17 protein-coding genes are annotated in these 19,460 nt (G+C 64.2%); 11 read left to right on the top strand and 6 right to left on the bottom strand.

Annotation, left to right across the window (positions count from 1 at the left end):
* Nucleotides 1-99 precede the first annotated feature (99 nt).
* Together LBW94_RS25010 and LBW94_RS25005 are read left to right on the top strand one after the other, a co-directional pair.
* The gene (locus LBW94_RS25010; protein WP_225061521.1) at nucleotides 100-477 is read left to right on the top strand and encodes a hypothetical protein; all 378 of its coding nucleotides are present in this window, start codon (nucleotides 100-102) and stop codon (nucleotides 475-477) included.
* Nucleotides 478-598: 121 nt separating this feature from the next.
* Nucleotides 599-2,059: an NAD-dependent succinate-semialdehyde dehydrogenase gene (locus LBW94_RS25005; RefSeq protein WP_225061522.1), complete on the top strand. Its 1,461-nt coding sequence runs from the start codon at nucleotides 599-601 to the stop codon at nucleotides 2,057-2,059.
* An 88-nt stretch (nucleotides 2,060-2,147) separates the two neighbouring features.
* On the opposite strand, the gene LBW94_RS25000 is transcribed toward LBW94_RS25005, so the two are convergent.
* Nucleotides 2,148-2,975, bottom strand: coding sequence for a transposase family protein (locus tag LBW94_RS25000; RefSeq protein WP_225062836.1), 828 nt, complete (start codon nucleotides 2,973-2,975; stop codon nucleotides 2,148-2,150).
* Nucleotides 2,976-3,238: 263 nt separating this feature from the next.
* Here LBW94_RS25000 and LBW94_RS24995 point away from each other — a divergent pair, with 263 nt between their 5' ends.
* Nucleotides 3,239-4,081, top strand: a complete 843-nt coding sequence (locus LBW94_RS24995; RefSeq protein ID WP_225060142.1) for an SDR family oxidoreductase — start codon at nucleotides 3,239-3,241, stop codon at nucleotides 4,079-4,081.
* 43 nt (nucleotides 4,082-4,124) lie between these two features.
* Here the strand turns inward: LBW94_RS24995 and LBW94_RS24990 are convergent, their stop codons facing one another.
* From LBW94_RS24990 to LBW94_RS24975, 4 genes are all read right to left on the bottom strand, one after another.
* Entirely contained in the window at nucleotides 4,125-5,111 is a 987-nt protein-coding gene (locus LBW94_RS24990) for an aldo/keto reductase (RefSeq protein ID WP_225060141.1), read from the bottom strand.
* Complete coding sequence (locus LBW94_RS24985) at nucleotides 5,111-5,983, bottom strand: NAD-dependent epimerase/dehydratase family protein (protein WP_225060140.1); 873 nt, start codon at nucleotides 5,981-5,983, stop codon at nucleotides 5,111-5,113. The genes LBW94_RS24990 and LBW94_RS24985 overlap by 1 nt, the downstream gene beginning before the upstream one ends.
* 45 nt (nucleotides 5,984-6,028) lie before the next feature.
* The gene (locus LBW94_RS24980; protein WP_225060139.1) at nucleotides 6,029-7,228 is read right to left on the bottom strand and encodes an XdhC family protein; all 1,200 of its coding nucleotides are present in this window, start codon (nucleotides 7,226-7,228) and stop codon (nucleotides 6,029-6,031) included.
* A gap of 87 nt (nucleotides 7,229-7,315) precedes the next feature.
* The gene (locus LBW94_RS24975) at nucleotides 7,316-9,409 is read right to left on the bottom strand and encodes an MMPL family transporter (protein ID WP_323137922.1); all 2,094 of its coding nucleotides are present in this window, start codon (nucleotides 9,407-9,409) and stop codon (nucleotides 7,316-7,318) included.
* A gap of 3 nt (nucleotides 9,410-9,412) precedes the next feature.
* Between LBW94_RS24975 and LBW94_RS24970 the strand changes: the two genes are divergently transcribed.
* From LBW94_RS24970 to LBW94_RS24935, 8 genes are all read left to right on the top strand, one after another.
* Nucleotides 9,413-9,718 carry a hypothetical protein gene (locus LBW94_RS24970; RefSeq protein ID WP_255634752.1) on the top strand — a complete coding sequence of 102 codons (306 nt, stop codon included), beginning with the start codon at nucleotides 9,413-9,415 and terminating at the stop codon, nucleotides 9,716-9,718.
* A gap of 229 nt (nucleotides 9,719-9,947) precedes the next feature.
* Nucleotides 9,948-11,432, top strand: coding sequence for an aldehyde dehydrogenase family protein (locus LBW94_RS24965; RefSeq protein ID WP_225060138.1), 1,485 nt, complete (start codon nucleotides 9,948-9,950; stop codon nucleotides 11,430-11,432).
* A 54-nt stretch (nucleotides 11,433-11,486) separates the two neighbouring features.
* Nucleotides 11,487-12,701 (top strand): cytochrome P450, encoded by a 1,215-nt coding sequence (locus LBW94_RS24960; protein WP_225060137.1) that lies wholly within the window; start codon nucleotides 11,487-11,489, stop codon nucleotides 12,699-12,701.
* Between the two features lie 82 nt (nucleotides 12,702-12,783).
* Complete coding sequence (locus tag LBW94_RS24955; RefSeq protein WP_225060136.1) at nucleotides 12,784-13,911, top strand: NAD(P)-dependent alcohol dehydrogenase; 1,128 nt, start codon at nucleotides 12,784-12,786, stop codon at nucleotides 13,909-13,911.
* 332 nt (nucleotides 13,912-14,243) lie between these two features.
* Complete coding sequence (locus LBW94_RS24950; RefSeq protein ID WP_225060135.1) at nucleotides 14,244-15,476, top strand: acyl-CoA dehydrogenase family protein; 1,233 nt, start codon at nucleotides 14,244-14,246, stop codon at nucleotides 15,474-15,476.
* The gene (locus LBW94_RS24945) at nucleotides 15,473-16,279 is read left to right on the top strand and encodes an SDR family oxidoreductase (RefSeq protein ID WP_225060134.1); all 807 of its coding nucleotides are present in this window, start codon (nucleotides 15,473-15,475) and stop codon (nucleotides 16,277-16,279) included. The genes LBW94_RS24950 and LBW94_RS24945 overlap by 4 nt, the downstream gene beginning before the upstream one ends.
* Nucleotides 16,272-17,315, top strand: a complete 1,044-nt coding sequence (locus LBW94_RS24940; RefSeq protein ID WP_225060133.1) for a phosphotransferase family protein — start codon at nucleotides 16,272-16,274, stop codon at nucleotides 17,313-17,315. The genes LBW94_RS24945 and LBW94_RS24940 overlap by 8 nt, the downstream gene beginning before the upstream one ends.
* 98 nt (nucleotides 17,316-17,413) lie before the next feature.
* Nucleotides 17,414-18,052: a TetR/AcrR family transcriptional regulator gene (locus LBW94_RS24935; RefSeq protein ID WP_416276942.1), complete on the top strand. Its 639-nt coding sequence runs from the start codon at nucleotides 17,414-17,416 to the stop codon at nucleotides 18,050-18,052.
* A 105-nt stretch (nucleotides 18,053-18,157) separates the two neighbouring features.
* On the opposite strand, the gene LBW94_RS24930 is transcribed toward LBW94_RS24935, so the two are convergent.
* Nucleotides 18,158-19,387: an ABC transporter substrate-binding protein gene (locus LBW94_RS24930; protein ID WP_225060131.1), complete on the bottom strand. Its 1,230-nt coding sequence runs from the start codon at nucleotides 19,385-19,387 to the stop codon at nucleotides 18,158-18,160.
* Between the last annotated feature and the right edge of the window lie 73 nt (nucleotides 19,388-19,460).

Raw genomic sequence — 19,460 nt, 5'->3', positions numbered from 1 at the left:
TTCGGAAGCACGAGGTGGTGGCGCTGAACAGCGCCACCACCTCGTCGCTGTTTCTGCGCCAGCTCGCCGTGGTCGGCGCTGCGCTCTTCTGCTGTTCCGGTGGTAGGCCATCGAGGTACCGCCGCTCGGCTCGGCTGGCCTCTCGACAGCCGTCGCCGGCCGAGGCGCGGACAACCGACGCCAGAAAGTTTTACGATGATTTCGATCGATGATCAGGAAATGGTCGAGTTGGCCCGTATCTGGTACCGATACGGCGGACCACCGGCGGACGAGATCCTGGTGCGTTTCGGCATCGGCCGGGTCACTTTTCACCGCCGTGTCCTCGGCCTGATCTCGACCCGGCAGTTCCGTTCGCTGCTCACGATCGAGGACAGAACGGCGATCGAGCGAGTTGCCAACGGGCACATCGGGATTACTCCTGTCGGCCGTCCCGCGCGGACCGGTCCGATCGGTGCGGCCTCGCAGCATATTCGGTGATGGAGCAGGCGGACGCCGTCTGCGCTCCGACGCGCACAGCACTTCGGCCGCGCTGTATTCCGTGCTGCCGCCGGCAGTGATCGTGCACGACGATCGTTCTCTCGAAAACTCAGGAGTTGGCATGTCCGACCTGGAATCGACCTTGCTCGAGGCCACGCCCCGGCAACTGTTCATCAATGGTGAATGGTGCGACGCCGGTGGCGGCGCGACCTTTGCCGTGCACGACCCGTCGAACGGCGGTGTTGTCTGCCGGATCGCCGATGCCACAGCGGAGGATGCCGCGCGAGCGCTGGATGCGGCGGTGGCCGCGCAGGAGCCGTGGGCGGCGACCTCTCCTCGATTTCGAAGCGAAATCCTGCGGCGCGCATGGGAACTCGTTCTGGAGCATGCCGACGACCTGGCTCTGCTGATGACCGTGGAGATGGGCAAACCGCTGTCCGAAGCGCGCGGTGAGGTGCTCTATGGCGGCGAATTCCTACGCTGGTTCAGCGAGGAGGCCGTACGCATCCACGGCCGATACGGCCTCAACCCCGAAGGCACCGGGCAGATGGTCGTCTCGCAGCGGCCGGTCGGACCGTGCTATTTCATCACGCCCTGGAACTTTCCGCTGGCCATGGCGACCCGCAAGATCGCCCCGGCCCTGGCGGCCGGTTGCACCGCGGTCATCAAGCCACCGCAATTGACCCCCTTGACCACCCTGTACTTCGCGCGCCTGCTGTCGGAGGCCGGGCTGCCTCCCGGCGTGGTCAATGTGGTCACCGCGACCGCGTCCGCTCAGGTATCCGCGCCGATCCTCGCGGATCCGCGACTGCGCAAGCTCTCGTTCACCGGCTCGACCGAGGTGGGCCGTCGGCTCCTCGCGCAAGCCGCCGACACCGTGCTGCGCGTGTCCATGGAATTGGGTGGCAATGCGCCGTTCCTGATATTCGAAGACGCTGATCTGGACAAAGCTGTCGAGGGCGCTCTCACTGCCAAGTTCCGCAATATCGGCCAAGCCTGTACCGCGGCCAACCGATTCATCGTGCACGAGAGCCTCGCAGACGAATTCGCGACACGGATGGCGATACGCGTGCGAGGGATGGGCATCGGCCGCGGCACCGAGGATGGTGTCGTCATCGGTCCGTTGATCGACGACGACGCAGTGACCAAGGCAGCCGATCTGGTCGACGATGCTGTCGCGCGTGGGGCCGTGTTGCTCACCGGAGGTGCGCGGATCGAGCGGCCCGGCAGCTTTTTTCAGCCGACAGTGGTGACAGCGGTCGTGCCGGGCAGCGCGATTCTGCGTGAAGAGATCTTCGGCCCGGTGCTCGCCATCTCGACCTTTTCCACCGAGGACGAGGCTGTGCGGCTCGCCAATGACACCGAGTACGGTTTGATTTCCTATGTCTACACCCGCGATCTGGCCCGCGGGCACCGGATGATCGATCGTCTGGAGACGGGCATGATGGGCCTGAACGCCGGAGTCGTATCGAATGCCGCCGCCCCGTTCGGCGGGGTCAAGCAATCCGGGGTGGGGCGTGAAGGCGGATTCGAGGGGATCCACGAGTATCTCTCGACCAAGTACACCTTCATTCCGGTGTGAACGAGCATCCGCAGTCCGGTCACGAGGACTCACGACGTGGCCGATTCGCAGGTTCGGTGTTGACCCAGTGAGGTGATCCCAGCGACTTTCATGAGATCATTTGATGTTCGAATTGTGTGAGTACGAGAGCGGCTTTCACGAGGCCGCCGGCTCGTTCGGGGCTGATGGTGATGCGCTGCAGCGCCCTCCAGCGTTGACTGAGCAGCGCGAACCCGCGTTCGCCGAGGGCACGCATGCCACGGAGCAAGGCGTTGTAGGCGCGGTTGTCGACATGCAGATGTTCTCCGGGCGGCTGTTTGACAGGGGTGTGGACGCCGATGCCGGCGCCTTCGTAGCCGCTGTCTGCGAGGGTGGGCAGGTTCAGATGTGTTGCGGCCCGGTAGAGGTCGGCGAAGGCCAGTTCCCGGGCGGCGTTGATGTCGTGGATCGAGCCGGGGTTTTCGTCGCTGACCCACAGCGGGATTCCCTGCGGACTGGATACCGCTTGGATGTTCGCGCCCTGGGTGCGGGCTTTCCCGGAGTACCACAGGTCGATGACCTCGTCTTTCACGCTGACGGTCTTCTCGCCGACGCGGTCGGTCTCGAAGATCTTCCCGTCGAGGATGACGTAGGCCATGCCTTCGGCGGCGGCTCGTTCGAGGGCTTCGCGGAGTTCGGGTGCTTGGGCGGCAAGGACTTTCACGCCTTCGTCGCGGTACCGGTACGCGGTGGAGCGGCCGAGACCGAATCCGGTGCCGAGAATCGCCACGTCGTCGCGTTTGCGCATCCAGGCCAGCACGAACACCGCTTGCTTCCACGGGGTCAGTGCGCGGGTACCGCGGCGGGTGCCGAGTCGGCGGCGTTCACCGGCCAGCAGCCGCGACACGTAGTCGACCAGTTCACGCGGGACGTCGAGCATGGCAGAATAGGCGATCACGTGGAGTCCTCTGAGGGTGTGAATTCTGTGGTAAGAACTCACTTACAGGGGGCTCCACGCCTTTCCCGGCATTGCCCGGTATTCCTCGAATGTGCGTGTCTGATGGGCGATTGCGCCCATTCCATCGCTGGGATCACCTCAGTAGACGAGCGAAAGTTTTCCTGTGCCGGTCAGCGAGACGCGGTGTGATCAGCGGAACAGCACCCAAATCGACCCATTCATGGCACGTGGTGACGTGTTTGGCATAGGGTGACAGTACCCGGATGTCAACGGAAAAGGGACGGCAGATGTCGAAAGTCTGGTTCATCACCGGAGCTTCGAAAGGTTTCGGACGAGAGTTCACGATCGGTGCGCTCGAACACGGTGACAAGGTGGTGGCCACCGCGAGAGACACCGCAACGCTGGCCGACCTCGATGACCGCTACGGGGACGCGATACTGCCGTTGACTCTCGACGTCACGGATCGCGCGCAGGCGTTCGAGACGATCGCTGCGGCGAAGGCGAAATTCGGACGTATCGACGTAGTCGTGAACAACGCCGGCTACGGGTTGTTCGGCACCGTCGAGGAGATCACGGCGGACCAGTTGCGCGACCAGTTGGAGACCAATCTGTTCGGCGTACTGAATGTCACTCAGGCAGCTCTGCCGATCCTGCGAGAGCAGGGGAGCGGCCATATCATCCAGATCTCGACAATCGGCGGTGTCCTCGCATTCCCCAATCTGGGTGGTTACCACGCCTCGAAGTGGGCGTTGGAAGGCCTGTCCGAATCACTCGCCCAAGAGGTGGCCGGGTTCGGCATCAAGGTGACACTGATCGAACCCGGTGGCTTCGATACGGACTGGAGCAACGTCTCCGCCACGTTCGCGGAACCGAATCCCGCCTATGACGGCGTACGTAAGGCGATGTCGGAGCGCCGGTCCGGCAATGCTTCCCCGAAGCCGGTCGGCTTCGGAAAAGCCATCGTCGAACTCGTGGAAGCCGCCGAACCGCCCCTCCGTGTGTTCTTCGGCGAAACGCCCACCAAGTTCGCGCCAGTCGTCTACCAGCAGCGGCTGAAGACGTGGGCCGACTGGGCGGCGCTCTCCCTCGAAGCCGAAGGAAAGTAGGCACCGACCCGGCGTGGGCGCCGCTGATCCGGTGCCCACGCCGTCAGAGCGCGCTGTCGCCGAAGCGATATTGTCGCGTCGATTCATCGAGCCGATCCAGCAGATCCTGTGGCAATGACAGCTCCGTGGCGGCGAACGCGGCGTCGAGCTGGCCCGGGTCACTCACGCCTATGACCGGAGCGGTGATGGCCGGTTGCGCTAGCGACCAGGCGAGCGCGAGCGTCGGAAGCGCAAGATCCGCCTCGCCGGCGAGTGCCGCAAGTTTCTCGACGGTATCGAACATTTCCTGGTGCCAATACCGGTCGCGGTATCTGGCCGCGGCTGTCCCCAGGTCGAATCGTCCGCTGGGCTTCTGGGCGCGGTCGTGCCTGCCACTGAGCAATCCACCGGCCAAGGGGTTGTACGGCATGACACCGAGCCCCTCCTCCTCGCACAGCGGCAGCAAGTCACGTTCCAATTGGCGGAACAGCAGACTGTGCCGCGGTTGTGTCGCGTCGAACCGGGCCAGTCCCAGCGTTTCACTGCGACCGATTGCCCGAGCTACTCGATACGCCTGCAGATTCGAGCATCCGGTGTAGAGCACCTTGCCCGAGCGCACCAGATCATCGAGTGCGGCAAGCGTTTCGTCGACCGGTGTGTGCGGATCGTGGTTGTGCTGTAGGTACAGGTCGATGTAATCGGTGTCCAGCCGTCGCAGTGACGCTTCCACGGCACGAACGATGTGCCGCCGACTGGCCCCGCGGTCCCACGGGTTCACCCCTACCGGGGCCGCGAACTTTGTCGCGAGTACCACGTCCTCACGCTTGCCGTTCAACCAGCGGCCGACGATCTCTTCCGTCCGGCCGGAAGTTTCGGTGCCACCGCCGAGGGGATACATGTCCGCCGTATCGATGAAGGTGATACCCCCTTCGAACGCTCGGTCGAGGATCGCGCGCGAAGTCTCCTCATCGTTGCGCAGGCCGAAATTCATGGTCCCGAGGCACAGGCGCGAGACTCGGAGGCCGGTGCGGCCGAGCCGTCGATGTTCCATTACTTCCCCTCGACGTGATCACGCCATGAGCGTTCGGGTGACCAGCCGAACAATCTGCGCGCCTTGGTGATCGAGATGCCTCCGGCATCGGGCCGGTCCAGCCGTCGCGGCACCGGCGCGGACGGCCCGTATACCTCGGCTATGAGCTCCTGCAGCGGACGTCCCGCGATGTTGTCGGGCTGGGCCGCATACACCACCTCGTGCCCCGGGGTGGTCGCCGTGCCAGCGGTCACGAGGAGATCCGCCAGGTCGTCCACATCCACGTAGGACCAGTAGTTGAACGCGCCCCGCCGCGGGTCGGCCAGCACGGCGTCGTGGACGTCTCGATAGGTGTCCGGGGTGAGCACCAGCGATGGCCGCACGGAAACGGCAGTGGCGTCGCTGCGCTGCACCAAGGCGTCGCAGATATGTTCTCCTACCGCTTTGGACAAGGCGTAGCCTTCTTGCGGCCGTAGGGCGTGCTCCTCGTCGACCGGCAGGTAATCGGGAAACCACGAACGTTCGGCCGTCGCAAAACCGATCGCGGTTTCGCTGGATGTGTAGACCAGCCGCGCTACCCCGAAAACGGCCACGGCCTCGGCAATGTTGTAGGTGGACACTGCGTTGTTGGCGAAAATCACGTGCCCGGGGTCACGCCTGGGTGCCGGAATACCAGCCGCGTGCACGATCAGGTCGGGTCGTGCCTGGACGATCACCGCCGCGGTCTGACCGTAATCGGTCAGGTCGGCACGGATATAGGGCACGTGCGATCGTGGCGGTCCATAGCGGGGTGCCACGATATCGGTGGCCGTTACTTCGTGGCCCGCCCCCGCCATCACCTGCACGACGCGCGATCCCACGGTGCCCGCCGAACCCGTCACCAGCACTTTCATTTCCGAATTACTCTTTCTGTTTGTCGACAAGCGTTGCCCGAACTATCAGTACGACGGCCGGAGGCATACCGGCGAACCGCTGCCATGTACGGCCGCGATCAACCGGGCAGTCGATGCCGGTAGCTGCTCATCCGGCGGATCCGACGATTCATGCCACTCTGCGGCATCGGAATGAATCGGACCCAGACTGTATTTCAGCGAGCGCCCCGATCGCGACTCGCGCGTTGCGATGATCTCGGCGGCGATGGATATCGCCGTTTCCATCGGATCGGACCCGCCGATATCCAAACCGATCGGCGCGTGCAGACGTTCCAGCTGTGCTTCGGTGACGCCGAGCAACCGCAATTGCTCGGCACGTGTCGCGCTGACGCGGCGAGAGCCCATAGCCCCGACATACGCGACGGGCAGTTTCAGCGCCTGTTCCAACAGCGGGACATCGAACTTGGGATCGTGAGTGAGGACGCACACAACAGCGTGTCCGTCGAGGGAGGGCGACACGGAACTCAGGAATCTCGACGGCCAATCAGCGACAACTTCGTCGGCTTCGGGAAACCGCAGGGAGGTGGCGAACACCGGTCTGGCGTCACAGACCGTCACGTGGAAGCCGAGCAACTTACCGACCCGGGACAGCGCACGGGCGAAATCCACGGCGCCGAAGATGATCATTCTGGGTGGCGGGACATGCACCTGGACGAACAAGGTGACCGGTCCGGAGACTGCGGTATCGCTTCGGACGAGTGCGTGCCGGCGTGCGACGAGGGTCTCGGTCATGGCCGTTGCGATATCGCGATCGAGTTCCGCGCTGCCGGTGGATCCGGTCAACAACCCCCGATCGAGAGTGAAACGGCATCCGAGTCCGGTGCCGTCGATGATCACCCCCACCGCGATCGCCCGTTGCTCTCGTCGTGCCTTTCGCGTTCGTCTCAGGCAGTCCACCAGCGCCGCCGAAGCCGGTTCGACGAATACCTCGATGGTGCCACCACAGGTCAGGCCGACAGCGAACGCATCATCGTCCGTCACTCCGAACGATTCGTGGACCGGGTGCCCGGAGGCGATGACCGAATCGGCCAGATGAACCGTCGCAGCCTCCACGCAGCCGCCCGAGATGCTGCCGAGGACCTGCCAGTCCTCGGCGACGGCCATCGCTGCTCCTGGTGCCCGGGGAGCGCTCGCGAAGGTGTCCACGACGGTGGCTACCGCGAAACGTCGGCCGGCGGCTTGCCAGTCGAGCAGTTGATCGATCATGTCCAGCACGGCACTCCGATCACAATAACTAACGATCGCTAGTTAGTAACGTAAACGATCAGCGGCCCGGTCGTCAACGTGCTCGATTCACCGTTCATCCGACCTGCGAAATGGCACCGTCGGCGGCTCGCATTCGGATTCGATGGATCGAGGGCGTGGTGGACCGGGGCTGGACGTGTTGACTACGGGCAGCCGCACGGTGACAGGGTCGGTGATGGGAGTGGTCGCGGCAAGATCCGGCGGGTTCCGATGGTGCGGAAGTGTTTCGTCGAGGGCGGGTTCACCCAGTCCGAGCCTCCGCTGAATGCGCTTCATCCACGCGGGCGCCCACCAGCTGTCGTCACCGAGGAGCTTCATGGTCGCTGGGACGAGTAGCAAACGAGGCACGGTGGCATCTATGAGAAGCGCCGCAATCATGCCGTAGGCGATGTATTGCATCATCACCAGATCGGAAAAGGCGAACGCGCCTACCACCACGAAAAGGATCAGCGCTGCTGCGGTGATGACACGACTGGATTGAGCTGTGCCGGATTCGATCGCCTCGGCGGTGGAAGCGCCCCGGGCTCGCGCCTCGACCATGCGGGAGAGGAGAAGAACCTCGTAATCGGTGGAAAGGCCGTAGATGATAGCCATGATCACCACCAGCATGTTCGCCTGGATCGGCTGCGGGGTGAATCCCAGCAGGCTCGCTCCATGGCCGTCGATGAAGATCCAGGTGAGGATTCCGAGGGTGGATCCGAGGCCGAGCACACTCATCAGAGCTGCCTTGATCGGCAGGATCAACGATCCGAAAGCGAGAAACATCAGTACCGTGCTGATCAGCATGACCAGCGCGACCATGCCGGGTATGCGCGACTGGAGAGTATCGAGGCTGTCCTTCTGCTGTGCTGGAACCCCGCCGACGTACATCTCGACGTTGCCGGGCCGTTCGAGGGAGCGCAGGTAATCGATCGTCGGCCCCGCGTTGCCGGAATCGGTCAGTACAGCGGTTGTGCGATAGACGGCGGATTTGTCGGGCGCCGGCACCGGGACGCCGAACGGCTCCGCGAGTCCCGGTGCTCGATTTGCCTGTTTCCACAATGCGCCGACAGCCGGAGTGTCGGTCGAGACGAACACCAATTCGATCGGATCGGATCTGCGGTGCGGAAAATATGCGTCGATCTGCTCCTGGGCAAGGCGGGTCGAATTGTCCGGCGGTAGGTACTTTTCACTGAATCCACCGAACGCGAGATTGTGAACGGGCAGAATCAGCAATGCCAGCCCGGCGACGAGGGGCACCACCACCTGGACGGGGTGCCGCATCACCCGGCGGGTGAATCGTTCCCAGAATTTCGGGCCGACTTTCGGTGCCACCCCGCTGCGTCCGAACCGCCGAATCCCCAGCATGTCCACCCGAGGGCCGAGTACGGCCAGTATCGCCGGCAGGACCGTGATCGCGACCAGTGCCGCCACCGAAACTGTCGCGATCGCGCCGTAGGCGATGGACTTCAGGAAGCCCTGGGGAAACAGGATGATGCCGCCCAGGCTGCCGATGATCATTGTGGCGGAGAAGACCACGGTGCGGCCCGCAGTCATCACTGTGCGGCGGACTGCCGTCGGTGTGTCGTAACCTTCGGCGAGCTCCTCCCGGAAACGACTGACGATGAAGAGCCCGTAGTCGATGGCGAGGCCGAGTCCGATCATCGACACGACCGGGCTCACGAAGGAATTGACCTCGGTGAAGTCGGTGAGGAAACGGACGATCCCGAAGGCTCCGAACACGGTGATCGCACCGACGATCAACGGCAGCGCTGCGGCGACCACGCCGCCGAAGACGAAGAACAACAGCACCCCGACTGCCGGAAACGCGAGGAGCTCCATACGGTGGATATCGGCGGCGACCGTATCGTTGAGCGCGCCTGCTACGGCTTCGAGGCCGCCGACCTGTACGTCGACACCTGGTATGCGGAACGCATCCTGCACCGTTCGATAGTTGCGCAGGACTTCGGTGTCGTCGTCACCGCGGAGAGCGATCGTGGCTACCGCATGTTTCTTGTCGGCAGTCGCGGCCTGGGTACCGCTGACTTTCGCAGCGCCGATACGCCAGTACGACGCGTTGATGCCGGAAATCTGCTGTGGGTAGCGGTTCGGCAGATCGCCGAGACTGTCGACCACCCGGCGCACGAACGACGGATCATCCAAACGATGGTGATCAAGCGTGCCATCGCCGAAAATCCAGCACTGGTCGCCGGCGAGCTCGAGCGGGTGTCGCGGATGCAAGCGCGACTCGTGACCGTCGTGCGGCAGCGAAGTGGCCAAGCGGTTGACGAACGCGATCCTCGTGTCCCCGCGGTGGTCGGCGCGGCGCTCGCGTGCATGCTGGCCGCCAAACAAGCGTGGCTCGCCACGGGCCGGCCGCCCGCCTTCGGCGGGTTACTCGACGAAGCCATGAGCGTGCTGAATCACCGTTCCTGCCCCATTCCGCTGGCAGAACTAACTATCGATCATTAGTATGCTTGCCGACGTGCCCGTGTGTCCCTGGGTGTCGGCGCGATGCGTCCAGGCGGTAGCCGTGTTCTGCATGGATCCGACGGTCGCGGTCGGAACGGTCGTCGTGTTCCGCTCGTCGAGCGAAAACCGGTCCGGGCCTTGCGTTATGAGCATGGATACAGGATGCTGGACTCAGCAGAATTGAAGAGACGCCGCAGGTGAAGCGGCGTCTACCAAGAGGAGAATGCGATTGAGTGCCACCGTGGTCACGCGATCCGACGTCTACGTCGGCGGCCAGTGGATCGAGACTTCCGCCGGCTCGGTAATCGATCTGGTCGACCCGAGCACCGAGGAGGTGTTCGCGCGAGCCCCCATGGCTGACGAAAAGGCGGTCGACGAGGCCGTTGCGGCGGCCCGCGCCGCATTCGACAACGGGTCCTGGACCGGCTTGTCACGTGACCAACGCATGGACCTGATCCTGAAACTGGGTGCCTATCTGAGCGAACACGCTGACGAGTACGGCGACCAGTTCCTCGCCGAGACCGGCGTCCCGGTGGCGCTGGCACGAGGCGGCGTACACAGCGTGGCGGGTATGGCCCGGTACTTCGCCTCGATCTTCGAGCAGTACCCATGGCAGGAGGAGCGCGTCGGCGCATCCGGCGTGCACGTCGAACTGCAACGGGTCCCCATCGGCGTCGTCGCCGCGATCGTGCCGTGGAATGCGCCTTTCTCGCTGACCGCAAGCAAGATCGTCCCGGCCCTGCTGGCGGGTTGCACGGTGATCGTCAAGGCGCCGCCGATGAACGCACTGAGCCTGCTCGCCTTCGGTGACGCCGCAGAACACGTCGGCCTCCCAGCAGGTGTGCTGAGCGTGTTCGCCGCCGGCGCGGGTCCATCGGATCATCTGGTCCGGCACCCGGGTGTCGACAAGGTCGCCTTCACCGGCAGCAATGCGATCGGCGCGGTCATCGCGGCCGCCGCAGCACCGTCGTTCACCCGCCTCACTTTGGAACTCGGCGGCAAGTCCGCGGGCATCGTGCTGCCCGATGCCTCTCTGCAGACCCTCGTGGACGCGGTGCCGTCGGGCTTCACCCGGAACAACGGCCAGGCCTGTGCCGCGATGACCCGAATCATCGTCCCTCGCGATCGCGAGGCCGAGATAGTCGACGCACTGACCGAGGCCGTCGGAAAACTGAAGGTCGGGGATCCGCGTGACCCGAGTACCGAGGTGGGCCCGCTGTCCGGCAAGGCCCAATACGAACGGGTCACCGGCTTCCTGGCTTCGGCAGTCGAGGAGGGCGGACGTATCGTCTGCGGCGGTACTCGTCCCGAAGGTCTCGATCGCGGCTATTACGTGAGCCCGGCCATCGTCACGGGCGTGAGCCCCGACTCGCGGATCGCTCAGGAAGAGGTCTTCGGCCCAGTCCTCACGGTACTGACCTACGACGATCTCGACGAAGCCGTGGACATCGCCAATGGGACTCCGTACGGCTTGTCCTCGGCAGTTTTCGGTGCGGACGAAGCTCAATTGCGCGCGGTAGCACGCCGGATGCGGGCCGGATCGGTTCACCTCAACAACGGTTACCTGTCCGATATCGGTGTCCCTTTCGGAGGCTTCAAGGCATCCGGTATCGGCCGCGAATTCGGGCCCGAAGGGATCGATCCCTACGTGGAGGTTCGCGCGGTTTTCCTCGACGGCAAGGCGCGTCCGGTCGGAGAGCGCCGACCCGCCTGATCCCGACCACACCAACCGAATCCCAACGCACATCATCTGACGAGGAGCTCACCGGTGAGCAAAACTCCCGCATGCCCGATCGACCATCACAGCTACGACTACGCCCGGAACGCTCGTGATCTACACGACAAATTCCGGAAAGAATGCCCCGTGGGCTGGAGTGAAGAACACGGCGGATTCTGGGTCATGAGTCGATACGCCGACATCCGAGCGGCGCTGCGCGACCCCAAGACCTTCTCCTCCGGCAAGACGCAGGATGCGAACGGCGTCTGGAACGGAGGCGCGGCGATTCCTTCCGGTCAGAACACCCCGTTCATGCCGCTCGAGGCCGATCCGCCGGAGGCTCTCGCCTACCGCACCCTGATCACCAAGTGGTTGTCTCCGGGCCCGGCCGCGGCCATGCGACCGGCACTGGCAGCCTACGTCGACGAGTGCCTCGATCGGGTCGAGGCAAGCAATCGTATGGACGTCATCACGGACATCGGTAGCCTGCCGGCCTACGCGGTAACGCTGGTCCTGGGGATCGACCGCGATCTCGCCCATCGGATCGCGTGGCCGTTCAACTCCCTCGATGCACTCGAACGGGGCACTCCGGAATTCGAGAAGGCCACGCAGGAGATGGGCTGGGTCGTCGGTTTCCTGCACGAGATCTGCGCGCAGCGCCGCGAGAACCCGGGAGACGACAACATCAGCAGTCTCGTCACGTCCGAGATCAACGGGCAGCTGCTGCCGATCGACCAATGTGTATGGACGCTGATGACCGTCATCGGCGGTGGGGTGGCCACCACCACGGCCGCGATGTCGCACTGTCTCGATCGCATCGACCGTAATCCCGAGATCCGGCGTCGGCTCATCGAAGATCATGCGCTGATCCCGCAGGCGGTCGAGGAGATGCTTCGCCTCAATCCGCCGGTTTGGCAGGTCACCCGAACAGTCCGCACCGAGACCGAAGTGGACGGAGTCACCTTGGAGACCGGCGACCGCGTGTTGCTCTCCGTGCTGTCGGCGAACTACGACCCGGCAGAATTCCCGAACCCGCGCGAGATCGACATCGATCGTCCGAACAACAAACATATGAGTTTCGGTTTCGGGGTCCATCGTTGTGCCGGCTTGGAGGTGGCAAGAGCCGAGCTCGAACTGATGCTCAGCCGCCTGCTGGCGAGGTTCCCGAATTTCACGGTCCTGCGTGACGAATGCCGTCCGTTCGTGGAGGCCGCGCACAACGACGGTTACAGCCGCTTCCCCATCAGTCTCGGCGTCACCGCCTGACCGTCACCCGCTCCATCGATATATTCCCGACCCGAAGGGACGGCCGTGCCCGCCACCGATGGGAAGGCACGAAAGGACTCTCATGACCGCTTCACTCGGAGCCAGGGCAGCCGTTGTGCGGAAGGAGGGAGCGTCGTTCCACCTCGAATCGATCGCTCTCGACGATCCGCGTCCGGACGAACTCGTGGTGCGCATCGTGGCGTCAGGCATCTGCCACACCGATCTGTCGACGCGAGACGGGTTGCTGCCATTCGGATTCCCGGCGGTGCTCGGCCACGAAGGTAGCGGGGTCGTGGAGGCGGTCGGCTCTGGCGTCACGGGTTTGGAGCCCGGTGATCACGTGGTACTCAGCGGGGCGTTCTGTGGCACGTGCCCGACGTGCCTCGACGGACGTGTCGTATATTGTCCCAGTTTTCCCAAGCTTTCCCGTGCCGGTAGAAGGCCGGACGGCTCTGCGACCATGTTCGATGCCCAAGGTGAGCCCTTGTACGGCATTTTCGTCGGCCAGTCGTCGTTCTCGACTCATGTCATCGTCCGGGCAGTGAATGTTGTCAAGGTTCCGGAGACCTTGCCGTTGGAATTGCTCGGTCCTCTGGGATGCGGTGTGATGACCGGTGCTGGTGCCGTGCAAGATACACTGCGCCCCGAGCCGGGATCCACCGTGGCGGTGTTCGGGCTGGGAGGAGTCGGGATGAGCGCTGTCGCGGCCGCGCGAATCGCCGGTTGCGGCAAGGTGATAGCGGTGGACGTCAATCCCGCACGGCGGGAGCTTGCCCTCGAAATCGGTGCGACCGATGTCGTCGATGCAGCGAACGATGATGTCGTGCAAGAGATTCGACGTCGAACAGGGCAAGGCGTCGACTATTCGATCGAGGCGTCGGGTGTTGCCGCGGTCGGCCGGATTGCTGTCGAGTCCACGCAGGGACAGGGCACAACGCTTCTGCTGGGGGCGCCCGCCTTCGGATCGGATTTTTCCGTCCCGTGGTTTTCGATCCTGAGTGGGCGAACCGTTCGAGGAGCCATCATGGGCGGTTCGGATCCGAGGATCTTCATCCCTCGGGTCAGTGCGATGATCGGTGAGGGTATCTTCCCGTTGGAAAAATTGGTGAAGTATTTCGACTTCGACGAGATCGACGCTGCGGTAGATGCTTTGGAACGAGGCGAGGTAGTGAAGCCGATTATTCGTATGCCCGCACAGGCGCACTCGTGAACTGCCGTCATCAGCGTGGCAAGTCAGCCCGGGCTCGATCGGTGCCTGTAGTCGCTGCCCGTCGACCCCGCGGGGCTTCGCATTGGCCGTCGTCGTAGCGCTGCAGCAGTTCAGTCGGCGAGTGCTGGAACGATGGAGGGCGGTTTCGTCGCCTGATCACGCCGAAAGGAAAGCGCCCGAGGCAGTGGGCAAGGTCGTGCTCGCGTGCGCCGACCTCGCCGAAGCTTGTGCGTGACGTTCGATCCGGTTGTGCTGCAACGTCTCCATGACCGAACTCGCCCGGCGAGTATGCCGTACTCCGAATTTTCCTTCCTACCCGCCAGGGAGTTCACATGGCAATGTTCGACATCTCGGAACGTGCCCAGCAGTTGGAGAAAGAACTGCTGGACTTCATGAACTCGCAGATCTACCCGGCCGAGGCCGTGTACGAACAGCAAATGCGCGCGGCCGGTGATCCACATTTCCAGCCGCCGATCCTCGAGGAGCTCAAGGCCGAGGCAAAGAGGCGTGGTTTGTGGAATCTCTTTCATCCGCATCCCGGCACCGGCGCCGGACTGACCAACCTCGAGTACGCCCCGCTGGCGGAAATCATGGGCCGCAGCGATATCGCGTCCGAGGCCTGCAACTGCAACGCCCCCGACACCGGCAACATGGAGGTGCTCGAGCTTTTCGGCACCGAGGAGCACCGGCAGAGGTATCTCGCGCCGCTCCTCGCAGGCACGATGGCGTCGGCGTTCGCGATGACCGAGCCGGGGGCGGCCAGTTCCGATGCCACCAACATCGAGCTGTTGATGGTCAAGGACGGTGACGAGTACATCCTGAACGGCCGGAAGTGGTTCGCTTCCAATGCCCTGCACAAGAACTGCAAGGTCATGATCGTCATGGGCAAGACCGATCCGGCCGCCGCGCCGCATCGGCAGCAGTCGATGATGGTCGTGCCCATCGATGCACCCGGCGTGACCGTGATGCGCAACCTGTCGGTCTTCGGCTACGCCGATCGCGAGGGACATGCCGAGATCGACTTCGAGAACGTTCGCGTCCCGGTCAAGGACCTTCTGAAAGGTGAGGGGGAGGGGTTTGCCATCAGCCAGGCGCGGCTGGGTCCCGGCCGCATCCATCACTGCATGCGCGCAATCGGTGCGGCCGAGCGCGCTCTGGAACTGATGTGCAAGCGCGCACAGTCGCGCGTCACCTTCGGTAAGCCGGTGGCAGACAACGCCAACATCCAGGACTGGATCGCCGAGGCGCGCATCGACATCGAAATGATCCGGCTCCTTACGCTCAAGGCCGCGTACCTGATGGACACCGTCGGTAACAAGCAAGCGCAGACCGAGATCGCGGCGATCAAGGTCGCAGCTCCGGCCATCGCGTTGAAGATCGTGGACCGTGCCATCCAGGTGCACGGCGGCGCCGGCGTCACCGATGACTTCCCGCTCGCCTCGTCCTACGCGCACCTGCGGGCCCTGCGTCTGGCCGACGGCCCGGACGAAGTACACAAGCGTGCCATCGCTCGCCGCGAACTGCGTCAGTACCGCGACCTGCGTCCGGAAGGTACCCGAGCATGACTCTCGCACCATCGGATTCGCGAGCATCGTTCCTCGATCTGAGCGGCCGGACCGCGATCATCACGGGCGCCTCGCGCGGAATCGGTTCGGCGGCCGCACAGGCTCTCGCAACCGCGGGCGCGAACGTGGTGCTCACCTCGCGCGATCAGGAGGCCGCCGACCGAGCCGCCGGGCAGATCGTGGGGTCCGCGATCGGCGTCGGCGCGCATGTGGTGGAAAAGGACCAGGCGCGGCGATGCGTCGACATCGCGCTGGACAGGTTCGGCAGCATCGACATCCTCGTCAACAACGCGGGTACCAACCCGGCGTTCGGGCCGATGATCGCCCAGGAGCACAGCCGGTTCACGAAGACGATGGACGTCAATCTGTGGGCTCCGCTGCTGTGGACCGGCCTCGTTGTCGGGGCGTGGATGGGCGAGCACGGCGGTTCGGTGATCAACACCGCCTCTATCGGCGGGCTGGTGCACGATGCCGACCTCGGCTTGTACAACGTGTCCAAGGCGGCGCTGATCCACCTGACCAAGCAACTCGCCATGGAGCTTTCGCCGAAGATCCGCGTGAACTCGGTAGCGCCCGGCGTGGTTCGGACGAAGCTGGCCGAGGCGCTGTGGAAGGACCATGAGGCGCAGGTCGCGAGCTCTACTGCCCTGGCCCGCATCGGTGAGCCGGAGGATGTCGGATCAGCGATCACATTCCTCGCCTCCGACGCGGCGTCCTGGATCACCGGTGAGACGTTGGTCATCGACGGTGGCCAACGTCTCGGTGATGCGCTGCTCTACCGGAACGGAGCGTCCGATGTCTGAGACCACCGCGCAGGATGTGATCGGCATCGATCCGTCGGCGGTCATCCGCTGGTTCGGCGACCTCGGTATCGAATTCGCTGGTCGGCTGGACTTCACCCGTATCGGTTTCGGCCAGTCCAACCTCACGTACCTCGTCCGGGACGAAACCGGGCGACAGTGGGTGCTGCGCCGGCCGCCGCTGGGGCACCTGCTCGCCTCCGCGCACGACGTCGCCCGGGAGGCGCGAATCATCTCCGCTCTCGGCGACACCGGCGTCCCGGTGCCGCGGATCCTCGGCGTCGCAGAGGATTCCGCGATTTCCGAGGTGCCGTTGGTGCTCATGGAGTTCATCGATGGGCAAGTTGTCGACACGATGGAGATCGCGGAGTCGCTGTCCCGGAGTCGGCGTCGCGAGATAGCGCTATCCCTGCCGCGCACTCTTGCGAAGATCCACGCCGTCGACCTGCATGAGGTCGGACTGTCCGATTTGGCGAGCCACAAGCCGTACGCGCAACGTCAGCTCAAACGGTGGTCCGGCCAATGGCAGCAGTCCAAGACCCGGGACCTGCCCGAACTCGAAGACCTGACCCGCCGGCTGACGGCCGCAGTGCCCGAGCAGACCGAACTCGCACTGTTGCACGGCGACTTTCATCTGCGCAACGTGATCGCTGCGCGCACGAGTGGCGAGATCACCGGCGTGCTGGACTGGGAACTGTCGACACTCGGAGATCCGTTGGCGGACATGGGTTCTCTGCTTGCCTACTGGCCCGAAGCCGGCGAAGATCCGGGTGTTGTCTTCCCGGCCTCCGGACTCGAGGGGTTCCCGGATCGGGACGAACTCACTCGGATCTACCTCGACGAGACCGGCCGAGATCCACGAGCACTGAACTTCTGGCACACCCTCGGCTTGTGGAAGGTCGCGATCATCGGCGAAGGAATCATGCGCCGCGCATTGGACACCCCTGCGAACAAGGCCGCCGCAGGCACCCCGACTGCCGAGCGAATCGATGCTGTCGTTCGCAAGGCCGGTGAGATCGCCGACGCCGCCGGAATGTGAACGCATCCGATGCAACGACACTCGACCATGCCTGCGCTGCTGTAACGGTCCTCATGTCACGACCGACCGCGAAGCAACAACACGAGGATGCGCCTTCGATGGCGAAATCCGCGCTGCTGCGCGAGCTTCCGGCCACCCGCCGGGGGTTGCGCACACGCTCGGTGCTGATTGCCGCCGCCCGCACCGCGTTCGAGCGTTCGGGTTATCTCGATACGAGGCTGGCCGACATCACCGCAGAGGCCAAATGCTCGGCCGGCACTTTCTATACGTACTTCTCCAGTAAAGCGGAGATCTTCGCCGCTGTCCTCGAGCTGGCGCAGGAGGATACGATGCATCCGGGGATGCCGCATGTGCACTCCGACGCCGATCCGGCCGCGATAGTCGAGGCGAGCAACCGGGCTTATTTCGAGGCGTACAAGCGCAACGCCAAGCTGATGGCACTGCTGGAGCAGGTCGCGAGCATCGATCCGGAGTTTCGCGAACTGCGTCGGCGCCGGGCGGATGCATTCGTGCAGCGCAATGCCCACAGCATCGAGTCCCTGCAGGCGCGGGGACTCGCGGACCCGGAAATCGATCCGCAACTGGCTTCGCGCGCATTGTCGGGGATGGTCAGCCGCCTCGCGTTCGACTACTTCGTGAGCCGGGACGGTGTGCCGGACAGTGGGATCGACCTCGACGAACTGACTCGATCGGCTACCCGGCTATGGGTCAACGCGTTGCGCATCTCTCCGGCCTGAATCGGGTTTGTCACAGATTGCTGCCCTGTGGCCGTGCGGCTGACCAGGTGACGAGGCCACCCGGCTGAGCTGGGTGGCCTCGTTCGCTTTGCCGTCTTCTGTCGGCTATCCGAACACGTGGACGAAGTTGCCGGCACCGACCGCCTGGAGCCGACCGTCCCGGTACTGCATGAGCGTGACCGTGTCGTTCCGCATGTTGGGAAAGTGGCCGCCGCCGCGGGCTTGCGGCTTCGAGAAGTCGATATCCGGAGTCAGTCCGTCCGTCGAGTACGACGTCAGGTTTCTCACGGCATTCAGCACCGATTCCCGCGTGGGGTTTCCGCCGAGCTGCTGCACGATGTGGGCGAACAGCCGCACGGCCATCCATGCCTGGAGCGACTGGTCGTTGTTCAGCACGCTGTCGGTTGCGCCGATGGCCGCGACATCCCTGGCATACGCCTGATAGCCGGGACTGAAGTAGTTGAACCGAGACACCAGGTAGAGCCCGTTCGCGTCGTTGCCGAAGGCCTCCGTGAGGCCGGGCGCGCCGAACAGGCCGGCCAGGAAGGTGGTCGGGTTGTTGATGCCCTGCTGCTTCATGGCCTGGACGAACGCCGGCGCCTGGTTCTGCAGCAGCGTCGAGAGGACGTTGTCGGCACCGTTCATCTGGGCCGCCGCGGCGGTCATGTCGACGCTCGTCAGCGGGATGTAGACGGCTTTGCCGACCTTCAGGTTGCGGGCGTCGAGTGCGAGCTGAGCGATCAGCTCCGGCAGCGCGTGTGCCGCCGGCAGGTCGGGCAAGGCCATGGCGATCTGCTTCGCATGCAGGACGTCGGCCGCGAGCGCGGCCTGGCCCGCCACCGACAGCGCACCGGAGCCGAGGTCGAAGAAGATCGGTGAGGAGTAGTCGGAAGAAGTGGTGGCGTGGCATCCCAAGCACGCCAGACCTGCCTTCTCCAGGGTGGGGTCCATGCTTGCGCCCTGGTTGACGATGGTCCACGCCAGCGCCGAGATACCGGGATCGTTCGCCGCGTCCCGGGAGCAGGACTCGACCTTGTTCGCGTCGGTCGCCGGGCCGTTGCCGCAGTAGACAGCCTGGAGCGGGTGTCCGAGGACGCCGCCCGCGTTGTTGATGGCGGTGATGGCGGCGCGGACGCCCATGACGCCTTCGGTGCTGTCGTCCACCTTGTCGTTGCCGCTTGGGCCGATGACGTAGAACTTGATCGGCGTCCCGGTGGCGGTGCCGTTGCCTCCTTCTCCACTGCGAGAACCACATGCCGTGGCGGACACCGCGACGGCAGCGAACACCGCCGTAACGGCGGCTATGAACCTCATTGATCTACGGGTGAACGGCACGCCACGCTCCTCATCGAACGAATTCTTCTGTGCTTCTTACCTATTTTGGAACTTTTGATCCAGAATCCTGTAT

Source organism: Nocardia sp. alder85J (assembly GCF_020176955.2).
In the GTDB taxonomy this organism is placed as follows: Bacteria; Actinomycetota; Actinomycetes; order Mycobacteriales; family Mycobacteriaceae; genus Nocardia.
Note: the sequence above shows the minus strand (reverse complement) of the source record. Positions and strands in the feature narration are given on the sequence as shown.

Coding starts and splice junctions, on each gene's coding strand:
- LBW94_RS24950 (WP_225060135.1), top strand. CDS start 14,244: ATGGCAATGTTCGACATCTCGGAACGTGCCCAGCAGTTGGAGAAAGAA.
- LBW94_RS24985 (WP_225060140.1), bottom strand. CDS start 5,983: ATGAAAGTGCTGGTGACGGGTTCGGCGGGCACCGTGGGATCGCGCGTC.
- LBW94_RS24955 (WP_225060136.1), top strand. CDS start 12,784: ATGACCGCTTCACTCGGAGCCAGGGCAGCCGTTGTGCGGAAGGAGGGA.
- LBW94_RS24970 (WP_255634752.1), top strand. CDS start 9,413: ATGGTGATCAAGCGTGCCATCGCCGAAAATCCAGCACTGGTCGCCGGC.
- LBW94_RS24940 (WP_225060133.1), top strand. CDS start 16,272: ATGTCTGAGACCACCGCGCAGGATGTGATCGGCATCGATCCGTCGGCG.
- LBW94_RS24935 (WP_416276942.1), top strand. CDS start 17,414: ATGGCGAAATCCGCGCTGCTGCGCGAGCTTCCGGCCACCCGCCGGGGG.
- LBW94_RS24990 (WP_225060141.1), bottom strand. CDS start 5,111: ATGGAACATCGACGGCTCGGCCGCACCGGCCTCCGAGTCTCGCGCCTG.
- LBW94_RS24945 (WP_225060134.1), top strand. CDS start 15,473: ATGACTCTCGCACCATCGGATTCGCGAGCATCGTTCCTCGATCTGAGC.
- LBW94_RS25005 (WP_225061522.1), top strand. CDS start 599: ATGTCCGACCTGGAATCGACCTTGCTCGAGGCCACGCCCCGGCAACTG.
- LBW94_RS24980 (WP_225060139.1), bottom strand. CDS start 7,228: ATGATCGATCAACTGCTCGACTGGCAAGCCGCCGGCCGACGTTTCGCG.
- LBW94_RS24995 (WP_225060142.1), top strand. CDS start 3,239: ATGTCAACGGAAAAGGGACGGCAGATGTCGAAAGTCTGGTTCATCACC.